Raw genomic sequence first — 24,283 nt, 5'->3', positions numbered from 1 at the left:
CTCACTGGACGGCGCGTTCCGTGCGACGGGCACCGTCAGGCAGACGCGCGATGAATTCGGTAGCAGCTCGGCGCGCGGCGGCGTCCGCTTCGATGACGTCGTCGAGCGCGTGCGCGCTGCGGTTCGGCAACGCGTTCAGCACCGAGTCGACCGCCTCGGCAATCGCCATGAAGCCGATGCGGCGCGCGAGAAATGCCTCCACCGCGATCTCGTTCGCGGCGTTCAACGCCGCGCTCGCGACGCCGCCTTCCGCAAGCGCCTTCATGGCGAGCGCGAGGCACGGGAAGCGCGCGTAGTCGGGTTTTTCGAACGACAGCGACGCGATCTCCGCGAGATCGAGCTGCGCGACTCCGGAATCGACGCGATCCGGAAACGCGAGCGCGTGCGCGATCGGCGTGCGCATGTCGGGGTTGCCGAGCTGCGCGAGCACCGAACCGTCCGCGTACGACACCAGCGAATGAATCACGCTCTGCGGATGGATCAGCACCTCGATGCGCTCGCCGGGCAGGTTGAATAGCCAGTGCGCCTCGATCACTTCGAGGCCCTTGTTCATCATCGTGGCCGAGTCGACCGAGATCTTGCGGCCCATCACCCAGTTCGGATGCTTGCAGGCTTCGTCAGGCGTCACGTCGACGAGCGTGGCCGGTTCGCGCGTGCGGAACGGGCCGCCCGATGCGGTCAGGATGATCTTTGAAACGCCGCCATGCAGCGACGCTTCACGCGGCAGGCATTGGAAAATCGCGTTGTGTTCGCTGTCGACCGGCAGCAGCACCGCGCCGTGGTCGCGCACCGCGTCCATGAAGATCGCGCCGGACATCACCAGCGCTTCCTTGTTCGCGAGCAGGATACGCTTGCCGGCGCGCGCCGCGGCAAGGCTCGGCGCGAGACCGGCCGCGCCGACGATCGCCGCGACCACCGTGTCGCAGCCCTCGCTCTTCGCGACGTCGACGAGCGCCTGCGGCCCGTACGTGACCTCGGTCTTGCTGCCCGCTTCGCGCAGCTTCGCGGCGACCTTCGCGGCCGTGTCGGCGTCGCCGACCACCGCCACTTCGGGCGCGAAGCGCAGGCATTGCCCGACGAGCTTGTCGCCGTTGCGATGCGCGCTCAGCGCGTAAATCGAAAACCGCTCGGGATGACGCGCGACCACGTCGAGCGTACTGTCTCCAATCGAGCCCGTGGAACCGAGCAATGTCAGACGTTTTTGCATATCTCTTTCTCTAGCCGAGCAGCAGCATGGCGAGCGGCAGCACCGGCAACAACGCGTCGATGCGATCGAGCACGCCGCCGTGCCCCGGCAACAGGCCGCTCGAGTCTTTGACGCCGGCCTGACGTTTCATCATCGATTCGAACAGATCACCGACCACGCTAAAAACCACCAGCAGGGTCAGCGCGAGCACCGTGCGCAGCGCACCCAGTTGCGCCAGCAGCGCAGAATACAGGGTCGGCTCGAACGCGTGCAAAAAGATCGCCGCGGCGGCGACGATCATGACCAGCAGCCAGCCGCCGATCGCCCCCTCCCAGGTTTTACCCGGACTGATCGCTGGCGCCAGCTTGTGCTTGCCAAATGCCTTCCCGGAGAAGTATGCGCCGATATCGGCGAGCCATACCAATAGCAGCAGCGACAGCACGAACGGCACACCCTGCATGCGCGCGGCGACGAGAGCATGCCAGCACGCGATGAAACCGACGATTCCGGCAAGAAACAGAAACGCGCGCCACGCGCCCTGCGCGAGCACGGGCTTACGCAGCAGCGCGAATGGACCGGCGATCACCCAGAAAATCGCCGCCGCCTGGAAGAACGGCCGGGCAGGCTCGGTGCCGATGCCCACCCGCGTACTGGTGACGAGTCCGAGCGCCGCGACGAGCGCGTACAGCACCGGACCCGCGCCACCGAGCTTCAGCAGGCGCGCCCACTCCCACGCGGCGAACACGACGACGAAAGCGATCAGCGCGCCGAATGCGCCGATAGGCGCGAACAGCGTGACAGGCAGGAACACTGCCAGCAACACGATCGCCGTGATGACACGGGTCTTTAGCATGGAAGCGAATCGACGTTCTGCGATTGCGGCTCGAGCTGAGCACTGGTGCGGCCGAAGCGGCGTTCCCGCTCAGTGTACGAAGCGATGGCGTGACCGAGCGCGTCGGCGTCGAAATCCGGCCAGAACGTGTCGGTGAAATAGAACTCGGTGTAGGCAAGCTGCCACAGCAGGAAGTTGCTGACGCGGCGCTCGCCGCCGGTGCGGATGAACAGGTCCGGCTCGGGTGCGTAGGCCATCGACAGGTGCTCGGCGAACGCGTCCTCGTTGACCTCGACCGGCTTGCCCGCCGCCGCTTGCTCGACGAGCTTGCGGGCGGCCTGCATGATGTCCCAGCGCCCGCCGTAGTTCGCGGCGATGGTCAGCGTGAGACGGGTGTTGCGCGCGGTCTTGGTTTCCGCGCGCTTGATCAGATCGCGGATCTTGTCGTCGAAACGCTCGAGATCGCCGACCACGCGCAAACGGATACCGTTCGCGTGCAGCTTGCCGATCTCGCGCTCGAGCGCGGTGACGAACAGGCGCATCAGGAACGATACCTCCTCGTTCGGACGGCGCCAGTTCTCCGAGCTGAACGCGAATAGCGTCAGATATTCGACACCCCGCCGCGCGCACGCCTCGACGGCCGCCCGCACCGCGTCGACGCCGCGCGTATGGCCCGCCACGCGGGGCAGACGCCGCTGCGTGGCCCAACGGCCGTTGCCATCCATGATGATCGCGATATGTCGCGGCACCGCGGCGACTTCAGGCACGCGCACGGTTGAGCTGGTATAGGTCATGGCCGTCGGGACAGTAATGCCAGTAAAGAAGTGGAAATCAGAAGGTGCTGAGCCGAACGGCGTCAGACCGTCATGATCTCGGCTTCTTTCGTTGTGACGAGCTTGTCGATTTCGGCGACGAACTTGTCCGTCAGCTTCTGGACGTCGTCACCGGCACGACGCTCGTCGTCTTCCGAGATTTCCTTGTCCTTGACGAGCTTCTTCAGTTGCTCGTTGGCGTCGCGGCGCAGGTTGCGCACGGCCACCTTGGCCGTTTCGGCTTCGCTGCGAACGACCTTGGTCAGCTCGCGGCGACGCTCTTCGGTCAACGCGGGCATCGGTACGCGGATCACATCGCCATGGGTAGCTGGGTTCAGACCGAGATCCGACTCGCGGATCGCCTTTTCGACGACCTGGACCATCTTCTTTTCCCACGGCTGCACCCCGATCGTGCGCGCGTCGATCAGCGTCAGGTTCGCGACCTGCGAAATCGGCACCGGCGAGCCATAGTAGTCGCACTGGATATGATCGAGCAGGCCCGTGTGCGCACGGCCCGTGCGGATCTTCGACAGGTCGTTCCTGAACGCGTCGATGGAGCGCTGCATCTTCTGTTCAGCGCCCTTCCTGATATCAGCCACAGACATTTTTAAACCTCCGAACCTTCAAAACGGTGCGAGCCGCCCGGCACGCGGGATGCGGCGGCCCGGGCTCGCGTCAAAGCCCACGTAATGTAAACGAAGTTTACACGTGGACGAGGGTGCCCTCGTCCTCCCCTAGCACGATGCGCTTGAGCGCACCGGGTTTGACGATCGAAAACACGCGGATCGGCAGCTTCTGGTCGCGGCACAGAGCGAAAGCCGTCGCGTCCATCACCTGCAGATTGCGGCCGATTGCCTCATCGAAGCTGATCGTGCTGTAGCGGGTCGCGCTCGAATCCTTCTTCGGATCGGCCGAATAGACGCCGTCCACCTTGGTCGCCTTCAGCACCACTTCCGCGCCGATTTCCGCGCCGCGCAATGCAGCGGCCGTGTCGGTCGTGAAGAACGGATTGCCGGTGCCGGCCGCGAAGATCACGACCTTGCCTTCCTCGAGCTGGCGGATCGCGCGGGGCCGGATGTACGGCTCGACGACCTGGTCCATGCGCAGCGCCGATTGCACGCGCGCCTCGATGCCGGCGTGACGCATCGCGTCCTGCAGCGCCAGCGCGTTCATCATCGTGGCGAGCATACCCATGTAGTCGGCCGTTGCGCGGTCCATACCCGCCGCACCGCCCGCGACGCCGCGAAAAATATTGCCGCCGCCGATCACCACGGCCAGTTGCGTTCCGAGACGGACCACTTCGGCCACGTCCGCCACCATTCGTTCGATGGTTCCGCGATTGATGCCGAAGGCATCGTCGCCCATCAGAGCTTCACCGGAGAGTTTGAGCAGGACGCGTTTATAGGCAGTGGGCATAGGGGTATCCAGATCGCGCAGAACAGGGCAACAACAAGGGACTAATGTAGGGGTGAAATGCTGATTCGGGCAAGCACCGCCAAATTGGCGAACCCTCAGGTTCGCCAGCGGCGGCCGCGCGGCGAGGGTCAACTCGTGCGCGGCCTTGCGGCGCTGCCGACCGCGGCGAGGTCTTGCCTCGCCGCGGGTCCAAACGGTACGGCGGTGAAGCTTGGATAACGCTTATTGTTGCTTTGCAGCAGCGACCTGGGCGGCCACTTCCGCTGCGAAGTCGTCCTGCTTCTTCTCGATGCCTTCGCCGACCACGAACAGCGCGAACTTCTGCACGCTCGAGTTGCCCGCCTTCAGCATCTGCTCGATCGTCTGCTTGTCGTTCTTCACGAACGTCTGGTTCAGCAGCGACACTTCCTTCAGGTACTTCTGCACGGTGCCGTCGACCATCTTCGCGACGATTTCAGCCGGCTTGCCCGATTCGGCGGCCTTCTGTTCAGCGATGCTGCGTTCCTTGGCGATCAGGTCCGCCGGCACGTCGTCCGACGACAGTGAGACCGGCTTCATCGCGGCGATGTGCATCGCCACGTCCTTGCCGACCTGTTCGTCCGCGCCGGTGTACTCGACCAGCACGCCGATGCGCGTGCCGTGCAGGTACGCCGCCAGCTTGTTCGCGGTGTCGAAGCGCACGAAACGGCGGATCGACAGGTTTTCGCCGATCTTGCCGACCAGCGCGAGGCGCACTGCGTCGACGGTTTGGCCGTCGAGCGGCAGGGCTGACAGCGCCGCGACGTCAGCCGGGTTTTGCGTCGCGACGAGTTCGGCGATCTTCTTCGAGAACGCGAGGAAGTCGTCGTTCTTCGAGACGAAGTCGGTTTCGCAGTTCAGCTCGACGAGCGAACCTGCGTTGCCGTTGATGAACGATGCGACGACGCCCTCGGCCGTCACGCGCGATGCCGCCTTGCTCGCCTTGTTGCCGAGCTTCACGCGCAGCAGTTCTTCAGCGCGCGCCAGATCGCCGTCGGCTTCCGTCAGCGCCTTCTTGCATTCCATCATCGGCGCGTCGGTCTTCGCGCGCAGTTCTGCAACCATGCTTGCGGTAATTGCCGCCATCATTTGCTCCTTGAGTTCTGTCTGTCACACGCCGCCCGCATTTCGATGCCGGCGGCAGGAATTCGTTTCAGCGTTTTCGCGCATTTTTTGCGAGCGACGCACCTCGCGTCGCCTCGAGCACTCTGCCAGATGCCCGTTACAACAACTGTCATAGACGTCGCGACTTAAAAAAAGGGGGCCTGTAGAAAGCCCCCTTTTATGCCGGACACTGGGCAGCCTTACGCTTCCGGGTTGACCTCGACGAACTCGTCGCCGTCGCCGCCACGCGCAGCCTGGACCACTTCGTTGACCGCGTTGGCACGGCCTTCGAGGATCGCATCGGCCACGCCAGCCGCGTACAGGGCGACGGCCTTGCTGGCGTCGTCGTTACCCGGGATCACGTAGTCCACACCTTCCGGCGAGTGGTTCGTATCGACCACGGCGATGACCGGAATGCCGAGCTTGTTTGCTTCGGTCACGGCAATCTTGTGGTAGCCGACGTCAACCACGAAGATCGCGTCCGGAATGCCGCCCATGTCCTTCACGCCGCCGATCGACTTCTGCAGCTTGGCCATTTCACGTTCGAACAGAAGCGCTTCCTTCTTGCTCATGCGCTCGGTTTCACCGGCTTCCAGCGCCGCTTCCATGTCCTTCAGGCGCTTGATCGAAACCTTCAGCGTCTTGAAGTTGGTCAGCATGCCGCCGAGCCAGCGCGCGTTCACGAACGGCATGCCAGCGCGCTGCGCTTCCTGGGCGATCGTGTCACGCGATTGACGCTTCGTACCGACGAACAGGATCGTGCCGCGGTTCGATGCCAGCTGACGCGCGTACATCAGCGCGTCGTTGTACATCGGCAGCGTCTTTTCGAGGTTGATGATGTGAATCTTGTTGCGATGACCGAAAATGAACGGGGCCATCTTCGGGTTCCAGAAGCGGGTCTGGTGACCGAAGTGGACACCTGCTTCCAGCATTTGACGCATCGTAACTGCCATGAAATTCTCCACGAGGGTTGGGTCTTAAACCGGCTGCCGTATCGGCCGCGCCCGCCTCTACCTTGGCTGGAACGCGACGACACCCTGGGTGCGCCGGCTTGCGAATTGGTTGCCTGACACGACTTTCTCTCCACTCACGACACCCAACAACCGGGGTGCCGCGAGAAGCCGCTCCGCCCAGCTGCCATGCGCGAATTTGCGGACTCGCGAATAAAAGCGGACTAGGACCGACTTAGCCAAAGAGTATAGCATGCGTCGACCGACTGACTCAACCGGCCCGACCACCGGCCGATGGTCCTACGCACGGGACCGCGCCGCCGGGCCCGAAGCCCGGCCTGGCGTCCTTTGGGCCGCCAATTTGCCGATTCTGGTCGCTTTTAGCCCATTGCCGCCCGATCCAGCGCAACGACCCGGCCCCCACTGCTGTAAAATGGCTCGATTCCGCCACGCGCGGGGGGCGTTAAGGATCGACCGGCATTCCGTGCCCGGCAGACGCCCCTCCGCCCGGCCACCGCAACACCCAGCAAGCCTTATCCAGCAAGGCTTCCGAGGAAACCATGGCTATCACCATCAAAAACGAAGACGATATCGCGAAGATGCGCGTCGCCTGCCGGCTCGCGAGCGAAGTGCTCGACTACATCACGCCGTTCGTCAAGGCCGGCGTCACCACTGGCGAGCTCGACCGTCTGTGTCACGAATACATGCTGAAGGACCAGGGCACGGTCCCCGCGCCGCTGAATTACCAGCCCCGCCCGGCTACCCGCCCTACCCGAAAGCCACCTGCATTTCCGTCAACGACGTGATCTGCCACGGCATACCGGGCGACAAGGCGCTCAAAACCGGCGACGCGCTGAACATCGACATCACCGTGATCAAGGACGGCTATTTCGGCGACACGAGCCGCATGTTCATCGTCGGCGAAGGGTCGATCATGGCAAAGCGCCTCGTGCAAGCTACTTTCGAATGCATGTGGCTCGGCATCGACCAGGTGCGACCCGGCGCGCATCTCGGCGACATCGGCTATGCGATCCAGAAGCACGCCGAAGGCCTCGGCTACAGCGTGGTGCGCGAATATTGCGGACACGGCATCGGCACCGTATTCCACGAAGATCCGCAGATCCTGCACTACGGTCGCCCCGGCACCGGGTTCGAACTGCAGGCCGGCATGATCTTCACGATCGAGCCGATGATCAACGCGGGCCGCCGTGACATCCGCACGATGCCCGACCAGTGGACCGTCAAGACCAAGGATCGCAGCCTGTCCGCGCAGTGGGAACACACGGTGCTCGTCACCGAGACCGGCCACGACGTGCTGACCGTGTCGGCCGGCACGCCGGCGCGTCCGCCCGTGGTCGCGGCCACGGCCTGACCGATTCCGACCACACCGCCTTCCTGCCAATGAGTAGCGTTCCAGCCGTCGCCCCCTCCCATGCCTCGTCGCTCAAGGCGGATTACAAAGTGGCCAAAGCCCAGTTGCTGGAACGCTTCCGAACGGCCACCAACGTCGACGCGTTGATGGCCGCCCTCGCGCGCGCCACGGACCATTCGCTGCGCGCCGCCTGGGACACCTGCGAGCTGCCCGACGACCTCGCGCTGGTCGCGGTTGGCGGCTATGGGCGCGGCGAACTCGCGCCGCACTCCGACATCGACATCCTGGTGCTGTTGCCCGACGCGCGGCTCGAGCATCTGGACGCGCGCATCGAGCGCTTCATCAGTCTCGCGTGGGATCTCGGGCTGGAACTCGGCAGCAGCGTGCGCAGCGTGTCGCAATGCATCGAGGAAGCGGCCAACGACGTCACGGTGCGTACCTCGCTGCTGGAAGCGCGCCGCATCACCGGCAGCACCGCACTGTTCGACGATTTTGCCCGGCGCTACCGTGCGGCGCTCGACCCGAAGGCGTTCTTCCAGGCGAAGGTGCTCGAAATGCGCCAGCGTCACGCGAAGTTTCAGGACACGCCCTACGCGCTCGAGCCGAACATCAAGGAAAGCCCGGGCGGGCTGCGCGACCTGCAGCTGATCCTGTGGATCACACAGGCGGCCGGCTTCGGCAGCAGCTGGCGCGAACTCGAAGCACGCGGACTCATCACCGAGCGCGAGGCGCGCGAGCTGCGCCACAACGAAGGCTTCCTGAAGTCGCTGCGTGCGCGGCTGCACGTGATCGCCGGGCGCCGCCAGGACATCCTGGTGTTCGACCTGCAGACGCCGGTCGCGGAAAGCTTCGGCCTCAAGCCGACCGCGACCAAGCGCGCGAGCGAGCAGCTGATGCGCCGCTACTACTGGGCCGCGAAAGCGGTCACGCAACTCGCGACGATCCTGATCCAGAACATCGAGGCGCAGCTGTTTCCGAGCACGAGCGGCATCACGCGCGTGCTGTCGGATCGCTTCGTCGAAAAGCAGGGCATGCTCGAAATCGCCTCCGACGACGTGTTCCAGCGCGAGCCGAATGCGATCCTCGAGGCGTTCCTGCTATACCAGCGCACCCCCGGCGTGAAGGGACTGTCGGCGCGCACGCTGCGCGCGATCTACAACGCCCGCGACGTGATGGACCAGCACTGGCGGCGCGATCCGGAAAATCGCCGGCTCTTCATGGAAATCCTGAAGCAGCCGGCCGGTATCACGCATGCGTTCCGGTTGATGAACCAGACGAGCGTGCTCGGGCGTTATCTGCTGAATTTCCGGCGCATCGTCGGGCAGATGCAGCACGACCTGTACCACGTGTTCACGGTCGATCAGCACATCCTGATGGTGCTGCGCAATCTGCGCCGCTTCGCGGTCGCCGAGCATGCGCACGAATACCCGTTCTGCAGCCAGTTGATCGTCAACTTCGACCGGCCGTGGGTGCTGTACGTGGCCGCGCTGTTTCATGACATCGCGAAGGGTCGCGGCGGCGATCATTCCACGCTGGGCATGGCCGACGCACGGCGCTTCTGCCGCCAGCACGGCATCGAAGGCGAGGATGGCGAGCTGGTCGTGTGGCTCGTGCAGCAGCATCTGACGATGAGCCAGGTCGCGCAGAAGCAGGACACGAGCGACCCTGAAGTGATCAAGCGCTTCGCCGAGCTGGTCGGCACCGAGCGCCGCCTGACCGCGCTCTATCTGCTGACCGTCGCCGACATCCGCGGCACCAGCCCGAAGGTCTGGAACACGTGGAAAGGCAAGCTGCTCGAAGACCTCTACCGCACCACGCTCGCCGTGCTTGGCGGTGCCCAGCCGGACGAGCATTCCGAGCTGAAGTCGCGCAAGGAAGAGGCGCTCGCGCTGCTGCGTCTCGAAACCGTGCCGGAAGGCGCGCAACGGGCGCTGTGGGACAAGCTGGACGTCGGCTATTTCCTGCGTCACGACGCGGCGGACATCGCGTGGCAGACGCGCGTGCTGTACCGCCACGTAGAAACGCCGACGCCGCTCGTACGCGCGCGGCCGTCGCCGATCGGCGAGGCGCTGCAGGTGCTCGTCTACGTGAAGGACCAGCCCGATCTGTTCGCGGGCATCTGCGCGTATTTCGACCGCAACGGCCTGTCGGTGCTCGATGCGCGTGTCAGCACGACGCGCCACGGCTACGCGCTCGACAACTTCCTCGTCGCGCACACCGAAGAGGACGTGCACTATCGCGACATCGCCAATCTGGTCGAGCAGGAGCTGACCGCGCGCCTCGGGGGCCACGGCACCTTGCTGCCGGGACCGTCGAAAGGCCGGCTGTCACGGCTATCGCGCACCTTCCCCATTACGCCGCGCGTCGACCTGCGGGCCGATGAGCGCGGCCAATACTACATCCTGTCCGTGTCGGCGAACGACCGGCCGGGCCTTCTTTATTCGATCGCGCGCGTGCTGGCTGAGCACCGGGTCGGCGTCGCCTCGGCGCGGATCAATACGCTCGGCGAACGCGTCGAGGACGTGTTTCTGCTCGAAGGACACAGCCTGTCGGACAACCGCCTGCAAATTCAGGTCGAGACCGAACTACTGCGCGCGATCGCAATGTGAGATTTCATGCGAATCAAATTAACAGCGAAGCATCCGCGGCCGGCGGCGTCCGAACGCGCCCCTGTCCGCCCCGGCAGCGCGTCGGCGCGTAAGCCGACCCGTCCAGCGCGGCCGAAGCCATTCGAGGCCGAGGCCGGCGCGAAGCGTGAAGGCGCGGCATCGACGGGTGGTGGCGCGAAGCGGCCTGTCGGCGCGAAGCCGGCGGGCGCCGGTGCACGCGCGCCGCGTGCCGAAGGGTCGGGCGTGCGCGAACGGGGCGCGGCTGCCGCGGGCGCACCGCGCCGCTTCGAAGGTGCGGCTCAGCGAGGCGAGCGCGGAGAACGCGCGCCGCGTCGTTTTGAGGGCGGCGCCGAGCGTGGCGAAGGGGCGCCTCGGCGCGAATTCGGCGAACGGACTGAACGCGCGCCGCGTCGTTTCGAAGGCAACGCTGAGCGTGGTGAACGGGCGCCTCGGCGCGAATTCGGCGAACGGACTGAACGCGCGCCGCGTCGTTTCGAAGGCAGCGCTGAGCGTGGTGAACGCGGGCCTCGACGCGAATTCGGCGAACGGACTGAACGCGCGCCGCGTCGTCTCGAAGGCAGCGCTGAGCGTGGTGAACGCGGGCCTCGGCGCGATTTCGGCGAACGGACTGAACGCGCGCCGCGTCGTTTCGAAGGCAGCGCTGAGCGTGGCGAACGCGCTCCTCGGCGCGAATTCGGCGAACGGACTGAACGCGCGCCGCGTCGTTTCGAAGGCAGCGCTGAGCGTGGCGAACGCGCTCCTCGGCGCGAATTCGGCGAGCGTGCAGAACGCGCACCCCGTCGTTTCGAGGGCAATGCGGAGCGCGGCGAGCGCGCACCGCGCAGTTTTGGTGAGCGCGCACCGGGCCGCGACGCCGGCGAACGCCGTCCGTTCAGCGGTCCGCGTCCAGGCACAGGCAGGCCGTCGGAAGGCGGCGCGCGTGGCGATCGTCCGGTGCGCCGGGAGCGCGAGGCCGCCGACCGTCCGCGCTTCGGTAGCGATCGCGGTGAGCCGCAGGAGCGTCGCAGTGGCGATCGAGGCGCGCGCAGCGACAGCACCTCGCGCCGCTTCGAAAGCGAGCGTGGCGAGCGCAGCTTCGCGAAGCCGGCGAAAGGCGGCTACGGCGAACGCACCGAGCGTCGCGAGCGCCCTGCGCGCGGCTTCGACGACACGTTGCCGGCCGCGAACCGCCGCTTCGGCGACGACCGACCAGCCCGCGCCGCCAAGCCGCGAGCCTCGGCATCAGCAACCGCCCGCCCCGTCGACACCACCATCGACACCCCGCACCCGCCCCGCCGCGATCGCGAAGACGCGCCGGGCATGCTGCGTCTGTCGAAGCTGATGTCCAAGCTCGGCCTGTGCTCGCGTCGCGAGGCCGACGAATGGATCGAGAAAGGCTGGGTCATGGTCGACGGCGAGCGCATCGATACGCTCGGCACGAAGGTGTTCCCGGATCAGCGCATCGACATCGACCCGGCCGCCGAAGCCTTTCAGTCGAGCCAGGTGACCGTGATCGTTCACAAGCCGGTCGGGCTCGTGTCGGGCCAGGCGGAGGACGGCTATCAGCCGGCCATCACGCTCGTCACGCCGGAGAATCGCTGGGAAGGCGACCGTTCGGGGATCCCCTTCTCGGCGTCGCATCTGCGCCAGCTCGCGCCGGCCGGGCGTCTCGACATCGATTCGACGGGCCTGCTCGTGCTGACGCAGGACGGCCGCATCGCGAAGCAACTGATCGGCGGTCACTCGGACGTGGACAAGGAGTATCTGGTGCGCGTCGCCTACGGCGATCACACGGTCGACGTCGAAAGCCATTTCCCGGCCGAAAAACTCGCGCTGCTGCGCCACGGCCTGTCGCTCGACGACGTCGCGCTGAAGCCCGCGCAGGTCAGCTGGCAGAACGGCGAGCAGCTGCGTTTCGTGCTGCGCGAAGGCAAGAAGCGTCAGATTCGCCGCATGTGCGAACTGGTCGGTCTCGAGGTGGTGGGCCTGAAGCGCGTGCGCATGGGCCAGGTGATGCTCGGCGCGCTGCCGCCGGGACAGTGGCGCTATCTGTCGGAAGACGAGTCGTTCTGAGGTCCGTCCAATGCGCCTCCTTGCTGAGAGCGGGCGCATCGGCACAACAAAAAACCCACGCACTTTGGCGTGGGTTTTTTGTTGGCGGCAGCCGTGTCAGTCGTCGCTATTCGTATCGAGATCCGGGAACAGGACCTCCGTAAAGCCGAACTTCGAGAAATCGGTAATCCGCATCGGATACAGCTTGCCGATCAGATGATCGCATTCGTGCTGCACAACCCGCGCGTGAAAACCCTCGGCGACCCGGTCGATCGGATTGCCGAACTGGTCGAAGCCGTGATAACGGATCATCGAAAACCGGCTCACCACGCCGCGCAGCCCCGGCACCGACAGGCAACCTTCCCAGCTTTCTTCCATGTCCTGCGAGACCGGCGTGACGGTCGGGTTGATCAGCACCGTTTCGGGCACCGGCGGCGCGTCCGGATAGCGCTCGTTCGAACCGAAGCCGAAGATCACCACCTGCAGATCGACGCCGATCTGCGGCGCGGCGAGACCCGCGCCGTTCGCCGCGTGCATGGTCTCGAACATGTCTTCCACGAGCCGGTGCAGCTCGGGCGTGTCGAAGTGATCGACCGGCTCGGCGATTCGCAGCAGGCGCGGATCGCCCATCTTCAGAATGTCGTGAATCATCAGTGCCCCTCCAGGAGCTTGCGCATACCATCTTCGTCGAGTACGGGGATGCCGAGTTCCTCGGCCTTCGAAAGTTTGCTGCCCGCGTCGGCCCCCGCCACCACGTAACTGGTTTTCTTCGATACCGACCCCGCCACCTTCGCGCCGGCCGCCTCGAGCATTTCCTTCGCGTCCTCGCGCGACAGGTTTGGCAGCGTACCGGTCAGCACGACCGTCTGCCCGGCCAGCACGCCCTGCGGCGCCTTCGGCGCTGGCGGCCCCTCGGGCCACGTGACCTTGCCCGGCGCGCGCAGCTGTTCGATCACCGTGCGGTTGTGGTCCTCGACGAAGAACTGGTGGATCGATTCGGCGACGACCGGCCCCACGTCGTTGACTTCGAGCAGCTCCTCCAGCGACGCATCCATGATCGGATCGAGCGAGCCGAAGTGCTTCGCGAGATCCTTCGCGGTCGATTCGCCGACATGGCGAATCCCCAATGCGTAGATAAAGCGCGCGAGCGACGTGTGCCTGGCCTTGTCGAGCGAGTCGAGCAGGTTCTGCGCGGACTTTTCGGCGAAGCGGTCGAGTTCCGCGAGCGTCGTGAAGCCGAGATTGAACAGATCGGCCGGCGTGCGCACCAGGTTCTGTTCGACCAGTTGATCGATGATCTTCTCGCCGAGGCCGTCGATATCGAGCGCGCGCCGCTGCGCGAAGTGCCACAGCGCCTGCTTGCGCTGCGCCGGACAGAAGAGCCCGCCCGTGCAGCGCGCGATCGCCTCGTCGGGCAGCCGCTCGATCGCCGAACCGCACACCGGGCACTGCGTCGGCATCACGAACTCGCGCGCGTCGGCCGGACGACGCTCGAGCAGCGCGCTGACCACCTCCGGAATCACGTCGCCGGCGCGCCGCACGATCACCGTGTCGCCGATGCGGATGTCCTTGCGGCGCACTTCATCCTCGTTGTGCAAGGTCGCGTTCGTGACCGTCGCCCCGCCGACGAACACCGGTTCCAGCCGCGCGACCGGCGTGATCGCGCCGGTGCGGCCGACCTGCACGTCGATCGCGACGAGCTTCGTCAGCGCTTCCTGCGCGGGGAATTTGTGCGCGAGCGCGAAGCGCGGCGCGCGCGACACGAAACCGAGCGCATCCTGCTCGTCGCGCCGGTTGACCTTGTAGACCACGCCGTCGATGTCGTAGGGGAGCCTGTCGCGCTTCTCGCCGACCGCGTGGAAGAAGCCGAGCAGGCCTTCGGCGCCCTGCACGACCGCGCGCTCGCCATTGACCGGCAAGCCCATCTCCTTGTACCAGTCGAGCAGTTCGCTATGGGTGGCCGGCATCTCGATGCCTTCGAGCACGCCGATGCCATACGCGAAAAACGACAGCGGCCGCTGCGCGGTGATCTTCGAATCGAGCTGCCGCAAGCTGCCCGCCGCCGCGTTGCGCGGGTTCGCGAATTCGCGTTGTTCGGCGGTGCGCTGGCGTTCGTTCAGGCGCTCGAAATCGCGCTTGAACATCAGCACTTCGCCGCGCACGTCGAGCACGCGCGGCACGCGCTTACCCTTCAGCTTCAACGGAATCGAGCGGATCGTGCGGACGTTTTCGGTGACGTTCTCGCCGGTTGTGCCGTCACCGCGCGTGGAGGCCTGCACGAACACGCCGTCGACGTAGCGCAGCGAGATCGCGAGGCCGTCGAATTTCAGCTCGGCCGCGTAGTCGACGGGAACCGGCGGCTCGCTCGCGTTGTTGCCGAGCGCGTCGCCGATGCGCTTGTCGAACGCGACGATGTCTTCGTCGGCGAAACCGTTGTTCAACGACAGCATCGGCAGATCGTGCACGACCGGCTCGAAACCGCTCGCGGCCTCGCCGCCGACGCGCTGCGTCGGCGAATCCGGCACGATCAGATCGGGATGCTCGGCCTCGATGCGCTCCAGCTCCTTGAACAGCTTGTCGTACTCGGCGTCCGGCAGGTCCGGTTGATCGAGCACGTAATACGCGTAGTTCGCGCGTTCGAGTTCCGCGCGCAACCACACGGCCCGCTCGGCCGGAGCGCTGGTTGCGGAAGGAGGGACGGAGGATCGGGCCATGCTGTCGGAAGCTTCTCGAGAAGAAAGTCGGACATCGGATTATCGCAGGAAGCGTGCCCCTTTACATCGCTGAATCGGGGCGGCCCGCGCTGCGACGCAAGCCGGAAACGACGACGGCCGCACATCGTGCGGCCGTCGTCAAAACGCGTAGAACGCTGCAACAGGCTTACTGGCTGAACAGGCGCCGCGTGGCCGGAGAACCCGCCGGAATACCCGCCTGTTCGAGCTTCGCGTACAGCGTCATCAACTGTTTTTCGATCGCGAGCAGCGCGCTTTCCGGCAGCGGCCGGCGACCGTCGTCGACCACGCGTCCGCCGATGCGCTCGGCCAGCGACTTCGCGTAATCGCACATCAGCCGGAACGGCAGGATGTCTTCGTCGGCGACCGGCACGTCGAGCACCAGCGTGATCATCTCGCCGCCTTTGTACGTGAGGTCGTCGCGCAGGAAGTTGGTGTCGCCGAACTGCAGCATGAACACCGGGCTTTGCCGCGAGTCGAGCTTGACGAAGCGGGTGCCGTCGCGCGACAGCAGCAGACCGTCCTGCGATGCGACCGCCTGCACGTAGTTGGCCGACCACGGCGCGCCGTCCGACAGCACGTTGATCGACAACTGCGCGTCGCACTGGGCGGCAAAGCCGTCGAGCTCGCGCGCCATCGCGACGGTTTCGAGCATGTCGGGGAATTCCGGCGCCGCGTCGAGCGCATCGGCGAACTGCTGTACGCCGGTCACGAACTCGGAAAATTCGAGCTCGTTCAGCGCGCCGCTACGGTTCGCGAGCTGCGCGGCCGCGCGCAGCTCTTCATAGCGCGTGCCGTTCTGCAGCAGCTCCCACGAGCCGCCGCCTTCGGGTTTGCCTTCGATGTGCACGGGCTTGCTGCCCGCCCGACGCAAGCGCTGCGCGAGCGGAAGCACCTTGTCGCCGGCCACGGGGCCGTTCAGCCGGATCGGCACGATACAGTCGATGCGTCGATCGACGATCGCGGGCGGCGCCGACGAAATCGTCGTGGCGGCCGGCAGGATCGGTTCGACCCGCTCGTGCCCGGCGGACGCGGGCTGGGCCGCGGGCGCTTCGGCCGTGGGCCGCTTCGCGTGCGCGCCCGGCGCCGCCGCAGGTTCGCCTTCGCCCACGGTATCGGCGTCCGCCGCTGGATAACCGTTCGGCGACGTCATCTCGGCCTGGATATCGGCCGGTGTATCGAGCGGTGCGGCGCCCGCGCCGAACGTCGGCTCGACGCGCGCCGCGGTCGGGTCCGCGGCCGCCTCGGCGCTCACGCTCGGCTCGCGACGCATGGTCGGCCGGGCCGGCTCGATGAACGGGCTCTGCTCCTCATGCTCGTCCCGCGCAAAGCTCTCGGCGGTGTCGGCCGGCATCGGCCGCGGCAACTTGCGGCGCATCTTCGCGCCCTGCCACGCGTTGTACACGACCACGCCCCCCACCACCACGGCACCCGCGCCGATCAAACCGAGTGTCAACTCGTCCATGCATGCTCCATCAGCAATTCTTCTATCCGCGCGGGCCTGTCGTCCGCTCCACGTACCGCGCGGCGCTCATCGAGGCCGCTGCGCTGGATGCGGATGCCCGCGAAGGCGTTAACTCAAACGATATTCTGGGCGAAACCCGCCGCCGTTTCCATGTCGACCGCGACGATCCGCGAGACGCCCTGCTCCTGCATCGTCACGCCGATCAGCTGCTGCGCCATCTCCATCGCGATCTTGTTGTGCGAAATGAACAGGAACTGGGTTTTGTCGGACATCGCCCGTACCAGATTCGCGAAACGCTCGGTGTTGGCGTCGTCGAGCGGTGCGTCCACTTCGTCGAGCAGACAGAACGGCGCGGGATTGAGCTGGAACATCGCGAACACGAGCGCGGTCGCGGTCAGCGCTTTCTCGCCGCCCGACAGCAGGTGAATCGTCGAATTCTTCTTGCCCGGCGGTTGCGCCATCACCTGCACGCCGGCGTCGAGAATTTCGTCGCCGGTCATGATCAGCTTCGCCTGGCCGCCGCCAAAGAGACGCGGGAACAGCTCGCCGAAATGGCGGTTCACTTCGTCGAACGTGCTTTGCAGCAGCGTGCGCGTTTCGGCGTCGATCTTGCGGATCGCGTCTTCGAGCGTTTCGATCGCGCTCGTCAGGTCGGCCGACTGCGAATCGAGGAAGCTCTTACGCTCGGTCGCGGCCTTCAGCTCGTCGAGCGCGGCCATGTTGACTGGCCCGAGCGCGGTGATCGCGTTGTTGATGCGCGTGACTTCGCCCTGCAGGTACGACGGCTTCATGTCCGCCGTCAGCTTGGCTTGCAGTTCGGCTTCATCGACACCGGCCGCGGCCAGCTGCTCGACGAACTGCTCGCCGCTGATGCGCGCGGCCTGCTCCTTCAACTGCAATTCGTTGATGCGGTCGCGCAGCGGCTGCAGGGCGCGCTCGGCGGTGAGGCGCGTTTCGTCGGCCGAGCGCAGCTTCGCGGTCAGGTCGTCGAGCTCGACGCGCGCGGCGCGCAGCGCCTCTTCTTTCACGGCGCGGATGTCGAGCGCGTCCTGCAGCCCGGTGTGCGCGGTCTGTTCGTTGATCGTTTCCAGTTCGGCGCGCGCGTCTTCGAGCGCGCCCGCGACGCGCTCGCTCTGCTCGTGCGCGACCTGGATGCTGCGCTTCAATTCGTCGATGCGGTTCGCCATGTTGCGCGCGGCGAAGCGCGCGTCGGTGGCGGCGCGGTCGAGCTCGCGTGCTTCGCCGCGGGCGGTCGTCAGTTCTTCGTCGAGTGCTTCGAACGCGAGCTGGTGATCTTCGAAGCGCGCCTGCAGTTCGGCGAGCTCGCCGTCGTGACGCTCGAAGTTCGCTTCCGACTCGGCGCGCAGCGCCCGCTGCTCGTCGATCTGCGTGGCGATCTCTTCGAGTTCCTCGCGAATCTGCGTGCTGCGCTGCGTGTAGCGTTCGTGTGCCTGGGTGAGCCTCAGCACGTCCATCTGCAACGCGTGCACCCGCTGCGTCGCGCGTTCGGCCTGCTGGCGCAGCTCGGCGAGCGCCTGCGCGGCTTGCGTGTGCGCGGCTTCGGCGCGGATCGCGGCGGCCTTCGCCTCGTCGGCGAGCAATGCCTGTGCGCGCACCTGGCGGCCGAGGTTTTCGATTTCCTGCTGACGCGCGAGCATGCCGGCCTGTTCGGAATCGGCCGCATACAGCTGTACGCCGACGCGCGTGACCACGTGCCCCGCCTTGACGACGAACGCGCCGCCCTCGGGCAGCTGCGCGCGCATCGAAAGCGCCTGCTGCAGATCGTCGGCGACGAACGCGAGGCCGAGCCAGTCGGTCAGCACCGCGCGGATACCCGCGTCCTCGATGCGCACGAGCGACAGCAGCGAGCGCAGCGCGCCCGCCGCCGGGGCAGGCTGACCAGCCGCGGGCGGCGCGTAGAACGCGAGCTTGGCCGGTGGCGCGTCGGTTGCGAACGCCTTGACCCAGTCGAGATTCGACACTTCGAGCGCGGCGAGGCGCTCGCGCAGCACCGCTTCGAGCGCGGTTTCCCAACCGGCCTCGACATGCAGTTTCTTCCACAAACGCGGCAGGCTGCCCAGCTCGTGCTTGTCGAGCCACGGCTGGATCTTGCCTTCGGTCTGAACGTTTTCCTGCAACTGCCTGAGCGCGGCAAGGCGCGCGTCGAGCTGATGGATCTGCGCGCTTTCGGCCTGCACGCGCTCCTGCGCGGCGCGGCGTTCACCGTCAAGCCGCGGCAGTGTTTCCTGCGCGTCGGCGAGGCGGCCCTGCGCGTCGTGAAGGATTTCCTCGTGCTCGGCGAGCTGCATGCGCAATTCTTCGAGTTGCGCCTCGTCGGGCGCGTCGAGGCCACCCTCTTCCGATTTCAGCCGCTCATGGCGCTGCTGCAGCTGCTGCAACTGCTGATCGGCATTGCGCTGATGCGCGGCTTCGAGCTTCAGCGCCTGCTCGATCTGCGCGATGCCGCCGCGCTCGGTGTTCAGCTCCGCCTGAGCGTCGCGCCAGCGCGCTTCGAGGGCGGGCAGCGCATCGTGCTTCGCGGCGGCGTCCTCTTCGGCGAGCACGGCTTTTTCTTCAGCGACGGCCAGTTGCTCTTCAGCGTCGGCGATATCGTCCTGCGCCTTGTCGGCCTGCGATTGCCACTGCCCGCGCTGCGCGGTCAGCGCGGCGATCTGCGCCTGCACGCGGTTGCGCGATTCGACGATGAAGCGGATCTCGGCTTCCAGCCGGCTCACTTCCGCGTTCGCCTCGTACAGCGCGCCCTGCGCGCCTTGCATCGCGTCGCTCGCCGAATAGTGCGCGACGCGCAGCGTTTCGAGTTCCGCCTCGACTTCGCGCAGCTTCGCGGTTTGCGCCTCGAGGTCGATCTGCGCCTGCTCGATCGCGCGTTGCTGGCGCTGCTGCTCGCCGGCCGCCTCGTTCTTGCGCAGCAACCACAGCAGACGCTGCTTTTCCTCGCCGTCGCTTTGCAGCTCGCGATAACGGGTCGCGACGACCGCCTGCCCCTCGAGCTTCTCGAGATTCGTGCCGAGCTCGCGGACGATGTCCTCGACGCGCGTCAGGTTCTCGCGCGTGTCGTGCAGACGGTTTTCGGTCTCGCGGCGGCGCTCCTTGTACTTCGACACGCCGGCGGCTTCTTCGAGGAACACGCGCAGCTCTTCGGGCTTCGCCTCGATCAGCCGCGCGATCATGCCCTGCCCGATGATCGCGTACGCACGCGGCCCGAGGCCGGTGCCGAGGAAGATGTCCTGGATGTCGCGGCGCCGCGCCGGCAGATTGTTGATGTAGTAGCTCGACGTGCCGTCGCGCGTCAGCACGCGCTTCACGGCGATCTCCGCATACTGGCCCCACTGGCCGGCGGCGCGGCCGTCCGCGTTGTCGAACACGAGTTCGACGCTCGCGCGGCTGCCGGGCTTGCGGGCGGTCGAGCCGTTGAAGATCACGTCCTGCATCGACTCGCCGCGCAATTCAGAGGCGCGCGATTCGCCGAGCACCCAGCGCACGGCGTCGATGATGTTGGATTTGCCGCACCCGTTCGGACCGACCACGCCAACCAACTGGCCTGGGACCTGGAAATGCGTGGGATCGACGAAGGATTTGAAACCAGCGAGTTTGATCGAGGTGAGCCGCACGGCGATTTCGCTGTTTGAAAAGAGAGAGTGATAGGTGGCTCGCGAGGTTGCGCCAGTCGTTCACCGCCGTAGCGGGACGGCCCCGCGCAACCTCGCGAGCCTTCGCAATTTGGTTGCCGGCTGCATGCGCTCATGCATATCTGAGGCACGCACAGGTACGCATGCGCCGGCTAATGAGGGGGAATCATACCATCGCGCGTGGACGATTCTTACCGCCCTTTCGGCGGTCGTCACTGTCGCCGTCAGGGCCGTGTTCGTCACCGCGATGGTCGCCGCGTTTGCTACCGCATTGACCACCGCGTCCATCGTCGCCGCCGGGCCCCTCCGTGTCCCCGATGGCGGGATCGGGCGGCGCCAATTTCGTCCGATGCACCCAGCTCGACAAGGCCGACGCGAGCACGATGCACGCGCCGCCGGCCCATTCGCGCGGGCCCGGTACTTCGCCGGCGAACAGCCACGCCGACAGCGCCGTCACGACGAGTTCGAACAGCATGATGATCGACGCGCGATTGGCCCGCACGCGCGCGAGCCCGTATTGCACGAGCATGTTGTTCGACGCGAGCAGCAGACCGAGACCGAGCACCAGCAGCGCCGCCGTGCCCAGATGCGCGCCGACGGGCGGCGCGGGCATCGGCTCGAACAGCGACGCGAGCGCGCCGAACAGCGCCGCGCCGCCGAAGATCACCGCGGTGCGCATTTCGGGCTTCATGTCCGGCAGCACGCGGCTCGTCTTCAGGATCAGCACGTTGCTCATCGCGAAGCCCATGCCGCCGGCGAGCCCGGCCCATTCGGCGGGATTGCCGGGTACCGGAATGCCGAGACGCGGCGACCATAGCATCGTCATCGCGCCCGCGAGCGACAGCGCGGCCAGCGCCGCGCCCGACCACGTGAGCCGCTCGTGCAGGATGAAATGCGCGAACAGCGCGGTCCACGCGGGCGTCAGATAGAACAGCAGCAGCACGCGCATCACCTGACCGTGGATCGCGCCCCACACGAAGCCGAGATTCGTGACGCCCGCGGCGAGAGCGAGCGCCGGCAGCAGCCAGTGCCACCGCACGGTCTTCAGCGCGCCATTCCGCACGAGCAGCACGAACAGGCAGCCGGTGCCGCTCGTGAGCGCGCTCGCGGCGGTGCCGGTCACCCCGAGCGCGGCCAGCATCCGCAGCGGATACCAGACCATCCCCCAGACCGACGCGCCCAGCATGATCGCGAGCGTCGGCCAGCCGTTGCGAAGCCAGTTGGTCATGGGGCGGGACTCCGACGGGCGTCGTGGGCGGGTCGTATGAGGGTCCGGCCGGCCGTCTCCTGAACTGCTGCGTACATTGCTGCTCCTGCGTATTCTTTTACGCGAACCGTGGCGGATTTCGCGCCGTTCCCGCCGCGGCGCCCCGGTGCGCCGCCTCGCGGATTGCTCCCGCGCCGCGCGCCAGGCTCCCGCCTGGTCCGCGGGCGCGCCACGCTATAATCGTCCGTTCGCCGCCGCCCGCCGGCGCGCGTGCCCGGTTGTCCCGCCATTCGTCCGCGTCCATCCCGATCAGGCCATTTCGTCCGTGAATCCGCTACTCGACTCCCTTCAGCCCTATCCGTTCGAAAAGCTGCGCCTGCTTTTCAAGGACGTCACGCCGCCGGCCGGCCTTGCGCACATCAGCTTCGGCATCGGCGAGCCGAAACATCCAACCCCGCCGCTGATCCGCGACGCCGTCATCGATTCGCTCGGCGCCCTCGCCGCGTACCCGGCCACGCTCGGCTCGGCGCCGCTGCGCGAGTCGATCGCGAAATGGATCGCGCAACGCTACGACCTGCCGCCGCTCGATCCGCTGACCGAGGTGCTGCCGGTGGCGGGCTCGCGCGAGGCGCTGTTCGCGCTCGCGCAGACGGTGCTCAATCCGCGCCGCGATGCTGACGGCGAGCCTGCGATCGTACTCTGTCCGAACCCGTTCTACCAAATCTACGAAGGCGCGGCGCTGCTCGGCGGCGCGCAGCCGTACTTCGTCAACAGCGACCCGGCGCGCAACTTCGCGTGCGACTACTCGGGGGTGCCCGCCGACGTCTGGGCCCGCACGCAACTGCTGTACGTCTGCTCGCCGGGCAACCCGACCGGCGCCGTGCTCACGCTCGACGACTGGCGCGAGCTGTTCGCGCTATCGGACCGCTACGGCTTCGTGATCGCGTCGGACGAGTGCTACTCGGAAATCTATTTCGACGAGTCGAAGCCGCCGCTCGGCGGACTGGAAGCGGCGCACAAGCTCGGACGCGGTTTCGAGCGCCTCGTGATGCTGTCGAGCCTGTCGAAGCGCTCGAACGTGCCGGGCATGCGCTCGGGCTTCGTCGCCGGCGACGCCGCGATTCTCAAGGCGTTCCTGCTGTACCGCACGTACCACGGCACGGCGCTCTCGACGGTATTCCAGAGCGCGAGCGTCGTCGCATGGAGCGACGAGACACACGTGCGCGAGAACCGCGCGAAGTACCTGCGGAAGTTCACGACCGTCACGCCGATGCTCGCCGACGTGCTCGACGTGCGGCTGCCCGACGCCGCGTTCTACCTGTGGGCCAACGTCGAGCGCACCGGCCTCACGGACACCGAGTTCGCCCAGCGCCTCTACGCCGACTATAATGTGACGGTTCTGCCGGGCTCGTTCCTCGCGCGCACCGCGCACGGCGTGAACCCCGGCCGCAATTTCGTGCGCCTCGCGCTCGTCGCCGACGTCGACGAATGCACGGCGGGCGCGCAGCGGATCGTCGAATTCTGCCGCTCGCTCAGTGTCAACTGAGTGCAGCCTGAGCCTCGCTCGAGCTACACGGCATCCCCTTCTTCAGACTTCAACCCTTCAGATAATCACGCATATGTCGCAACAACTTCAGAGCATCATCGATACCGCCTGGGACAACCGCGCCGAACTGTCGCCGAAGGCCGCGCCGGCAGAAGTGCGCGAAGCCGTCGCCCACGCGATCGAGCAACTCGATAAGGGCGCGCTGCGCGTCGCCGAAAAGAAGGACGGCGACTGGGTCGTCAACCAGTGGCTGAAGAAGGCCGTGCTGCTGTCGTTCCGTCTGGAAGACAACGCGCCGATGCCGGCCGGCGGCTACAGCCAGTTCTACGACAAGGTGCCGTCGAAGTTCGCGAACTACACCGCTGAAGACTTCGCCGCCGGCGGCTTCCGCGTGGTGCCGCCCGCGATCGCGCGCCGCGGCTCGTTCATCGCGAAGAACGTCGTGCTGATGCCGTCGTACACCAACATCGGCGCGTACGTCGACGAAGGCACGATGGTCGACACGTGGGCCACCGTCGGCTCGTGCGCACAGATCGGCAAGAACGTGCACCTGTCGGGCGGCGTCGGCATCGGCGGCGTGCTGGAGCCGCTGCAGGCCAACCCGGTCATCATCGAAGACAACTGCTTCATCGGCGCGCGCTCGGAAGTCGTCGAAGGCGTGATCGTCGAGGAAAACTCGGTGATCTCGATGGGCGTGTACCTCGGCCAGAGCACCAGGATTTACGACCGCGAAACCGGCGCGGTCACGTACGGCCGCATTCCGGCGGGATCGGTAGTGGTGGCGGGCAACCTGCCGTCGAAGGACGGCACGCACAGCCTGTACTGCGCGGTCATCGTCAAGAAGGTCGACGCGAAGACGCGCGCGAAGGTCGGCCTGAACGAGTTGCTGCGAGGCGATTGATGGCGCGCGGCACCAAAACCGTCGTCTACGGCATTCCGAACTGCGACACCGTGAAGAAGGCCCGTGTGTGGCTCGAAGAGCACGGCGTCGAGTTCGAGTTCCACGACTTCAAGAAGGCCGGCGTGACCGAGCCGCTCGTGCAGGACTGGCTCAAGGACGTCAAGCTCGAGGCGCTGCTGAACCGCCGCGGCACGACGTGGCGCGCTCTGTCCGACAACATGAAGGCGGCCGCGGAAACGCAGCCGGGCGCGATCGCGCTGATGATCCACAAGCCGTCGGTGATCAAGCGGCCGGTGCTGGTCGTGAACGGGCGGGTGAAGTCGCTCGGCTTTTCGGCGGACGAGTACGCGGCGCTGTTTGTCTGAGCGCGGCGCTGAAGCGCCAGGCTCGAGCACGAGGTAGTCGAACGCGCGGCCTCGCGCCGCGTCGTT

General features: G+C 66.4%; 17 protein-coding genes and 1 pseudogene. 6 read left to right on the top strand and 12 right to left on the bottom strand.

Annotation, left to right across the window (positions count from 1 at the left end; translation table 11 throughout):
• Position 1: 1 nt before the first annotated feature.
• From OKW39_RS20525 to rpsB, 7 genes are all read right to left on the bottom strand, one after another.
• Entirely contained in the window at positions 2–1,207 is a 1,206-nt protein-coding gene (locus OKW39_RS20525) for a 1-deoxy-D-xylulose-5-phosphate reductoisomerase (protein WP_184056899.1), read from the bottom strand.
• Between the two features lie 10 nt (positions 1,208–1,217).
• Positions 1,218–2,039 carry a phosphatidate cytidylyltransferase gene (locus tag OKW39_RS20520; RefSeq protein ID WP_090800583.1) on the bottom strand — a complete coding sequence of 274 codons (822 nt, stop codon included), beginning with the start codon at positions 2,037–2,039 and terminating at the stop codon, positions 1,218–1,220.
• On the bottom strand, positions 2,033–2,812 hold the full coding sequence (gene uppS, locus OKW39_RS20515; RefSeq protein WP_090800585.1) for a polyprenyl diphosphate synthase: 780 nt from the start codon (positions 2,810–2,812) through the stop codon (positions 2,033–2,035). Before uppS ends, OKW39_RS20520 begins: the two co-directional genes overlap by 7 nt.
• A gap of 62 nt (positions 2,813–2,874) precedes the next feature.
• The gene (gene frr / locus OKW39_RS20510; RefSeq protein WP_090800586.1) at positions 2,875–3,435 is read right to left on the bottom strand and encodes a ribosome recycling factor; all 561 of its coding nucleotides are present in this window, start codon (positions 3,433–3,435) and stop codon (positions 2,875–2,877) included.
• Positions 3,436–3,532: 97 nt separating this feature from the next.
• Entirely contained in the window at positions 3,533–4,246 is a 714-nt protein-coding gene (pyrH, locus tag OKW39_RS20505) for a UMP kinase (RefSeq protein WP_090800588.1), read from the bottom strand.
• Positions 4,247–4,468: 222 nt separating this feature from the next.
• A complete protein-coding gene (tsf, locus tag OKW39_RS20500; protein WP_090800589.1) occupies positions 4,469–5,350 on the bottom strand; it encodes a translation elongation factor Ts in 882 nt (293 codons plus the stop codon).
• Positions 5,351–5,568: 218 nt separating this feature from the next.
• Positions 5,569–6,321 carry a 30S ribosomal protein S2 gene (rpsB, locus tag OKW39_RS20495; RefSeq protein ID WP_429563378.1) on the bottom strand — a complete coding sequence of 251 codons (753 nt, stop codon included), beginning with the start codon at positions 6,319–6,321 and terminating at the stop codon, positions 5,569–5,571.
• Positions 6,322–6,878: 557 nt separating this feature from the next.
• Between rpsB and map the strand changes: the two are divergent.
• The 3 genes and pseudogenes from map (at position 6,879) to OKW39_RS20480 (ending at position 12,372) form a co-directional block, all read left to right on the top strand.
• Positions 6,879–7,690: pseudogene (gene map, locus OKW39_RS20490) on the top strand (type I methionyl aminopeptidase).
• A gap of 29 nt (positions 7,691–7,719) precedes the next feature.
• The gene (locus OKW39_RS20485; RefSeq protein ID WP_429334769.1) at positions 7,720–10,299 is read left to right on the top strand and encodes a [protein-PII] uridylyltransferase; all 2,580 of its coding nucleotides are present in this window, start codon (positions 7,720–7,722) and stop codon (positions 10,297–10,299) included.
• A gap of 6 nt (positions 10,300–10,305) precedes the next feature.
• Entirely contained in the window at positions 10,306–12,372 is a 2,067-nt protein-coding gene (locus OKW39_RS20480; protein WP_429563377.1) for a pseudouridine synthase, read from the top strand.
• Between the two features lie 96 nt (positions 12,373–12,468).
• Here the strand turns inward: OKW39_RS20480 and def are convergent, their stop codons facing one another.
• The 5 genes from def to OKW39_RS20455 all read right to left on the bottom strand — a co-directional run bounded on the left by def (position 12,469) and on the right by OKW39_RS20455 (position 21,426).
• Positions 12,469–13,002 (bottom strand): peptide deformylase, encoded by a 534-nt coding sequence (def, locus tag OKW39_RS20475; protein WP_090800596.1) that lies wholly within the window; start codon positions 13,000–13,002, stop codon positions 12,469–12,471.
• Positions 13,002–15,065 (bottom strand): NAD-dependent DNA ligase LigA, encoded by a 2,064-nt coding sequence (gene ligA, locus OKW39_RS20470; RefSeq protein ID WP_429563376.1) that lies wholly within the window; start codon positions 15,063–15,065, stop codon positions 13,002–13,004. The genes def and ligA overlap by 1 nt, the downstream gene beginning before the upstream one ends.
• 166 nt (positions 15,066–15,231) lie before the next feature.
• On the bottom strand, positions 15,232–16,548 hold the full coding sequence (locus OKW39_RS20465; RefSeq protein ID WP_429563375.1) for a cell division protein ZipA C-terminal FtsZ-binding domain-containing protein: 1,317 nt from the start codon (positions 16,546–16,548) through the stop codon (positions 15,232–15,234).
• A gap of 113 nt (positions 16,549–16,661) precedes the next feature.
• On the bottom strand, positions 16,662–20,180 hold the full coding sequence (gene smc, locus OKW39_RS20460; protein WP_429563374.1) for a chromosome segregation protein SMC: 3,519 nt from the start codon (positions 20,178–20,180) through the stop codon (positions 16,662–16,664).
• A gap of 184 nt (positions 20,181–20,364) precedes the next feature.
• A complete protein-coding gene (locus OKW39_RS20455; protein WP_429334773.1) occupies positions 20,365–21,426 on the bottom strand; it encodes a DMT family transporter in 1,062 nt (353 codons plus the stop codon).
• 304 nt (positions 21,427–21,730) lie between these two features.
• Here OKW39_RS20455 and dapC point away from each other — a divergent pair, with 304 nt between their 5' ends.
• From dapC to OKW39_RS20440, 3 genes are all read left to right on the top strand, one after another.
• Positions 21,731–22,951 (top strand): succinyldiaminopimelate transaminase, encoded by a 1,221-nt coding sequence (gene dapC / locus OKW39_RS20450; RefSeq protein WP_429563373.1) that lies wholly within the window; start codon positions 21,731–21,733, stop codon positions 22,949–22,951.
• Between the two features lie 73 nt (positions 22,952–23,024).
• Positions 23,025–23,852 carry a 2,3,4,5-tetrahydropyridine-2,6-dicarboxylate N-succinyltransferase gene (gene dapD / locus OKW39_RS20445; RefSeq protein ID WP_184066209.1) on the top strand — a complete coding sequence of 276 codons (828 nt, stop codon included), beginning with the start codon at positions 23,025–23,027 and terminating at the stop codon, positions 23,850–23,852.
• A complete protein-coding gene (locus OKW39_RS20440; protein ID WP_429360776.1) occupies positions 23,852–24,217 on the top strand; it encodes an ArsC family reductase in 366 nt (121 codons plus the stop codon). Before dapD ends, OKW39_RS20440 begins: the two co-directional genes overlap by 1 nt.
• The last annotated feature ends 66 nt before the right edge of the window (positions 24,218–24,283 follow it).

This window comes from Paraburkholderia sp. MM6662-R1 (assembly GCF_050436245.1).
Lineage (GTDB): Bacteria > Pseudomonadota > Gammaproteobacteria > Burkholderiales > Burkholderiaceae > Paraburkholderia > Paraburkholderia tuberum.
Note: the sequence above shows the minus strand (reverse complement) of the source record. Positions and strands in the feature narration are given on the sequence as shown.

Coding starts and splice junctions, on each gene's coding strand:
- OKW39_RS20520 (WP_090800583.1), bottom strand. CDS start 2,039: ATGCTAAAGACCCGTGTCATCACGGCGATCGTGTTGCTGGCAGTGTTC.
- OKW39_RS20455 (WP_429334773.1), bottom strand. CDS start 21,426: ATGACCAACTGGCTTCGCAACGGCTGGCCGACGCTCGCGATCATGCTG.
- uppS (WP_090800585.1), bottom strand. CDS start 2,812: ATGACCTATACCAGCTCAACCGTGCGCGTGCCTGAAGTCGCCGCGGTG.
- OKW39_RS20440 (WP_429360776.1), top strand. CDS start 23,852: ATGGCGCGCGGCACCAAAACCGTCGTCTACGGCATTCCGAACTGCGAC.
- rpsB (WP_429563378.1), bottom strand. CDS start 6,321: ATGGCAGTTACGATGCGTCAAATGCTGGAAGCAGGTGTCCACTTCGGT.
- ligA (WP_429563376.1), bottom strand. CDS start 15,065: ATGGCCCGATCCTCCGTCCCTCCTTCCGCAACCAGCGCTCCGGCCGAG.
- OKW39_RS20485 (WP_429334769.1), top strand. CDS start 7,720: ATGAGTAGCGTTCCAGCCGTCGCCCCCTCCCATGCCTCGTCGCTCAAG.
- frr (WP_090800586.1), bottom strand. CDS start 3,435: ATGTCTGTGGCTGATATCAGGAAGGGCGCTGAACAGAAGATGCAGCGC.
- def (WP_090800596.1), bottom strand. CDS start 13,002: ATGATTCACGACATTCTGAAGATGGGCGATCCGCGCCTGCTGCGAATC.
- OKW39_RS20465 (WP_429563375.1), bottom strand. CDS start 16,548: ATGGACGAGTTGACACTCGGTTTGATCGGCGCGGGTGCCGTGGTGGTG.
- OKW39_RS20525 (WP_184056899.1), bottom strand. CDS start 1,207: ATGCAAAAACGTCTGACATTGCTCGGTTCCACGGGCTCGATTGGAGAC.
- tsf (WP_090800589.1), bottom strand. CDS start 5,350: ATGGCGGCAATTACCGCAAGCATGGTTGCAGAACTGCGCGCGAAGACC.
- dapD (WP_184066209.1), top strand. CDS start 23,025: ATGTCGCAACAACTTCAGAGCATCATCGATACCGCCTGGGACAACCGC.
- pyrH (WP_090800588.1), bottom strand. CDS start 4,246: ATGCCCACTGCCTATAAACGCGTCCTGCTCAAACTCTCCGGTGAAGCT.
- OKW39_RS20480 (WP_429563377.1), top strand. CDS start 10,306: ATGCGAATCAAATTAACAGCGAAGCATCCGCGGCCGGCGGCGTCCGAA.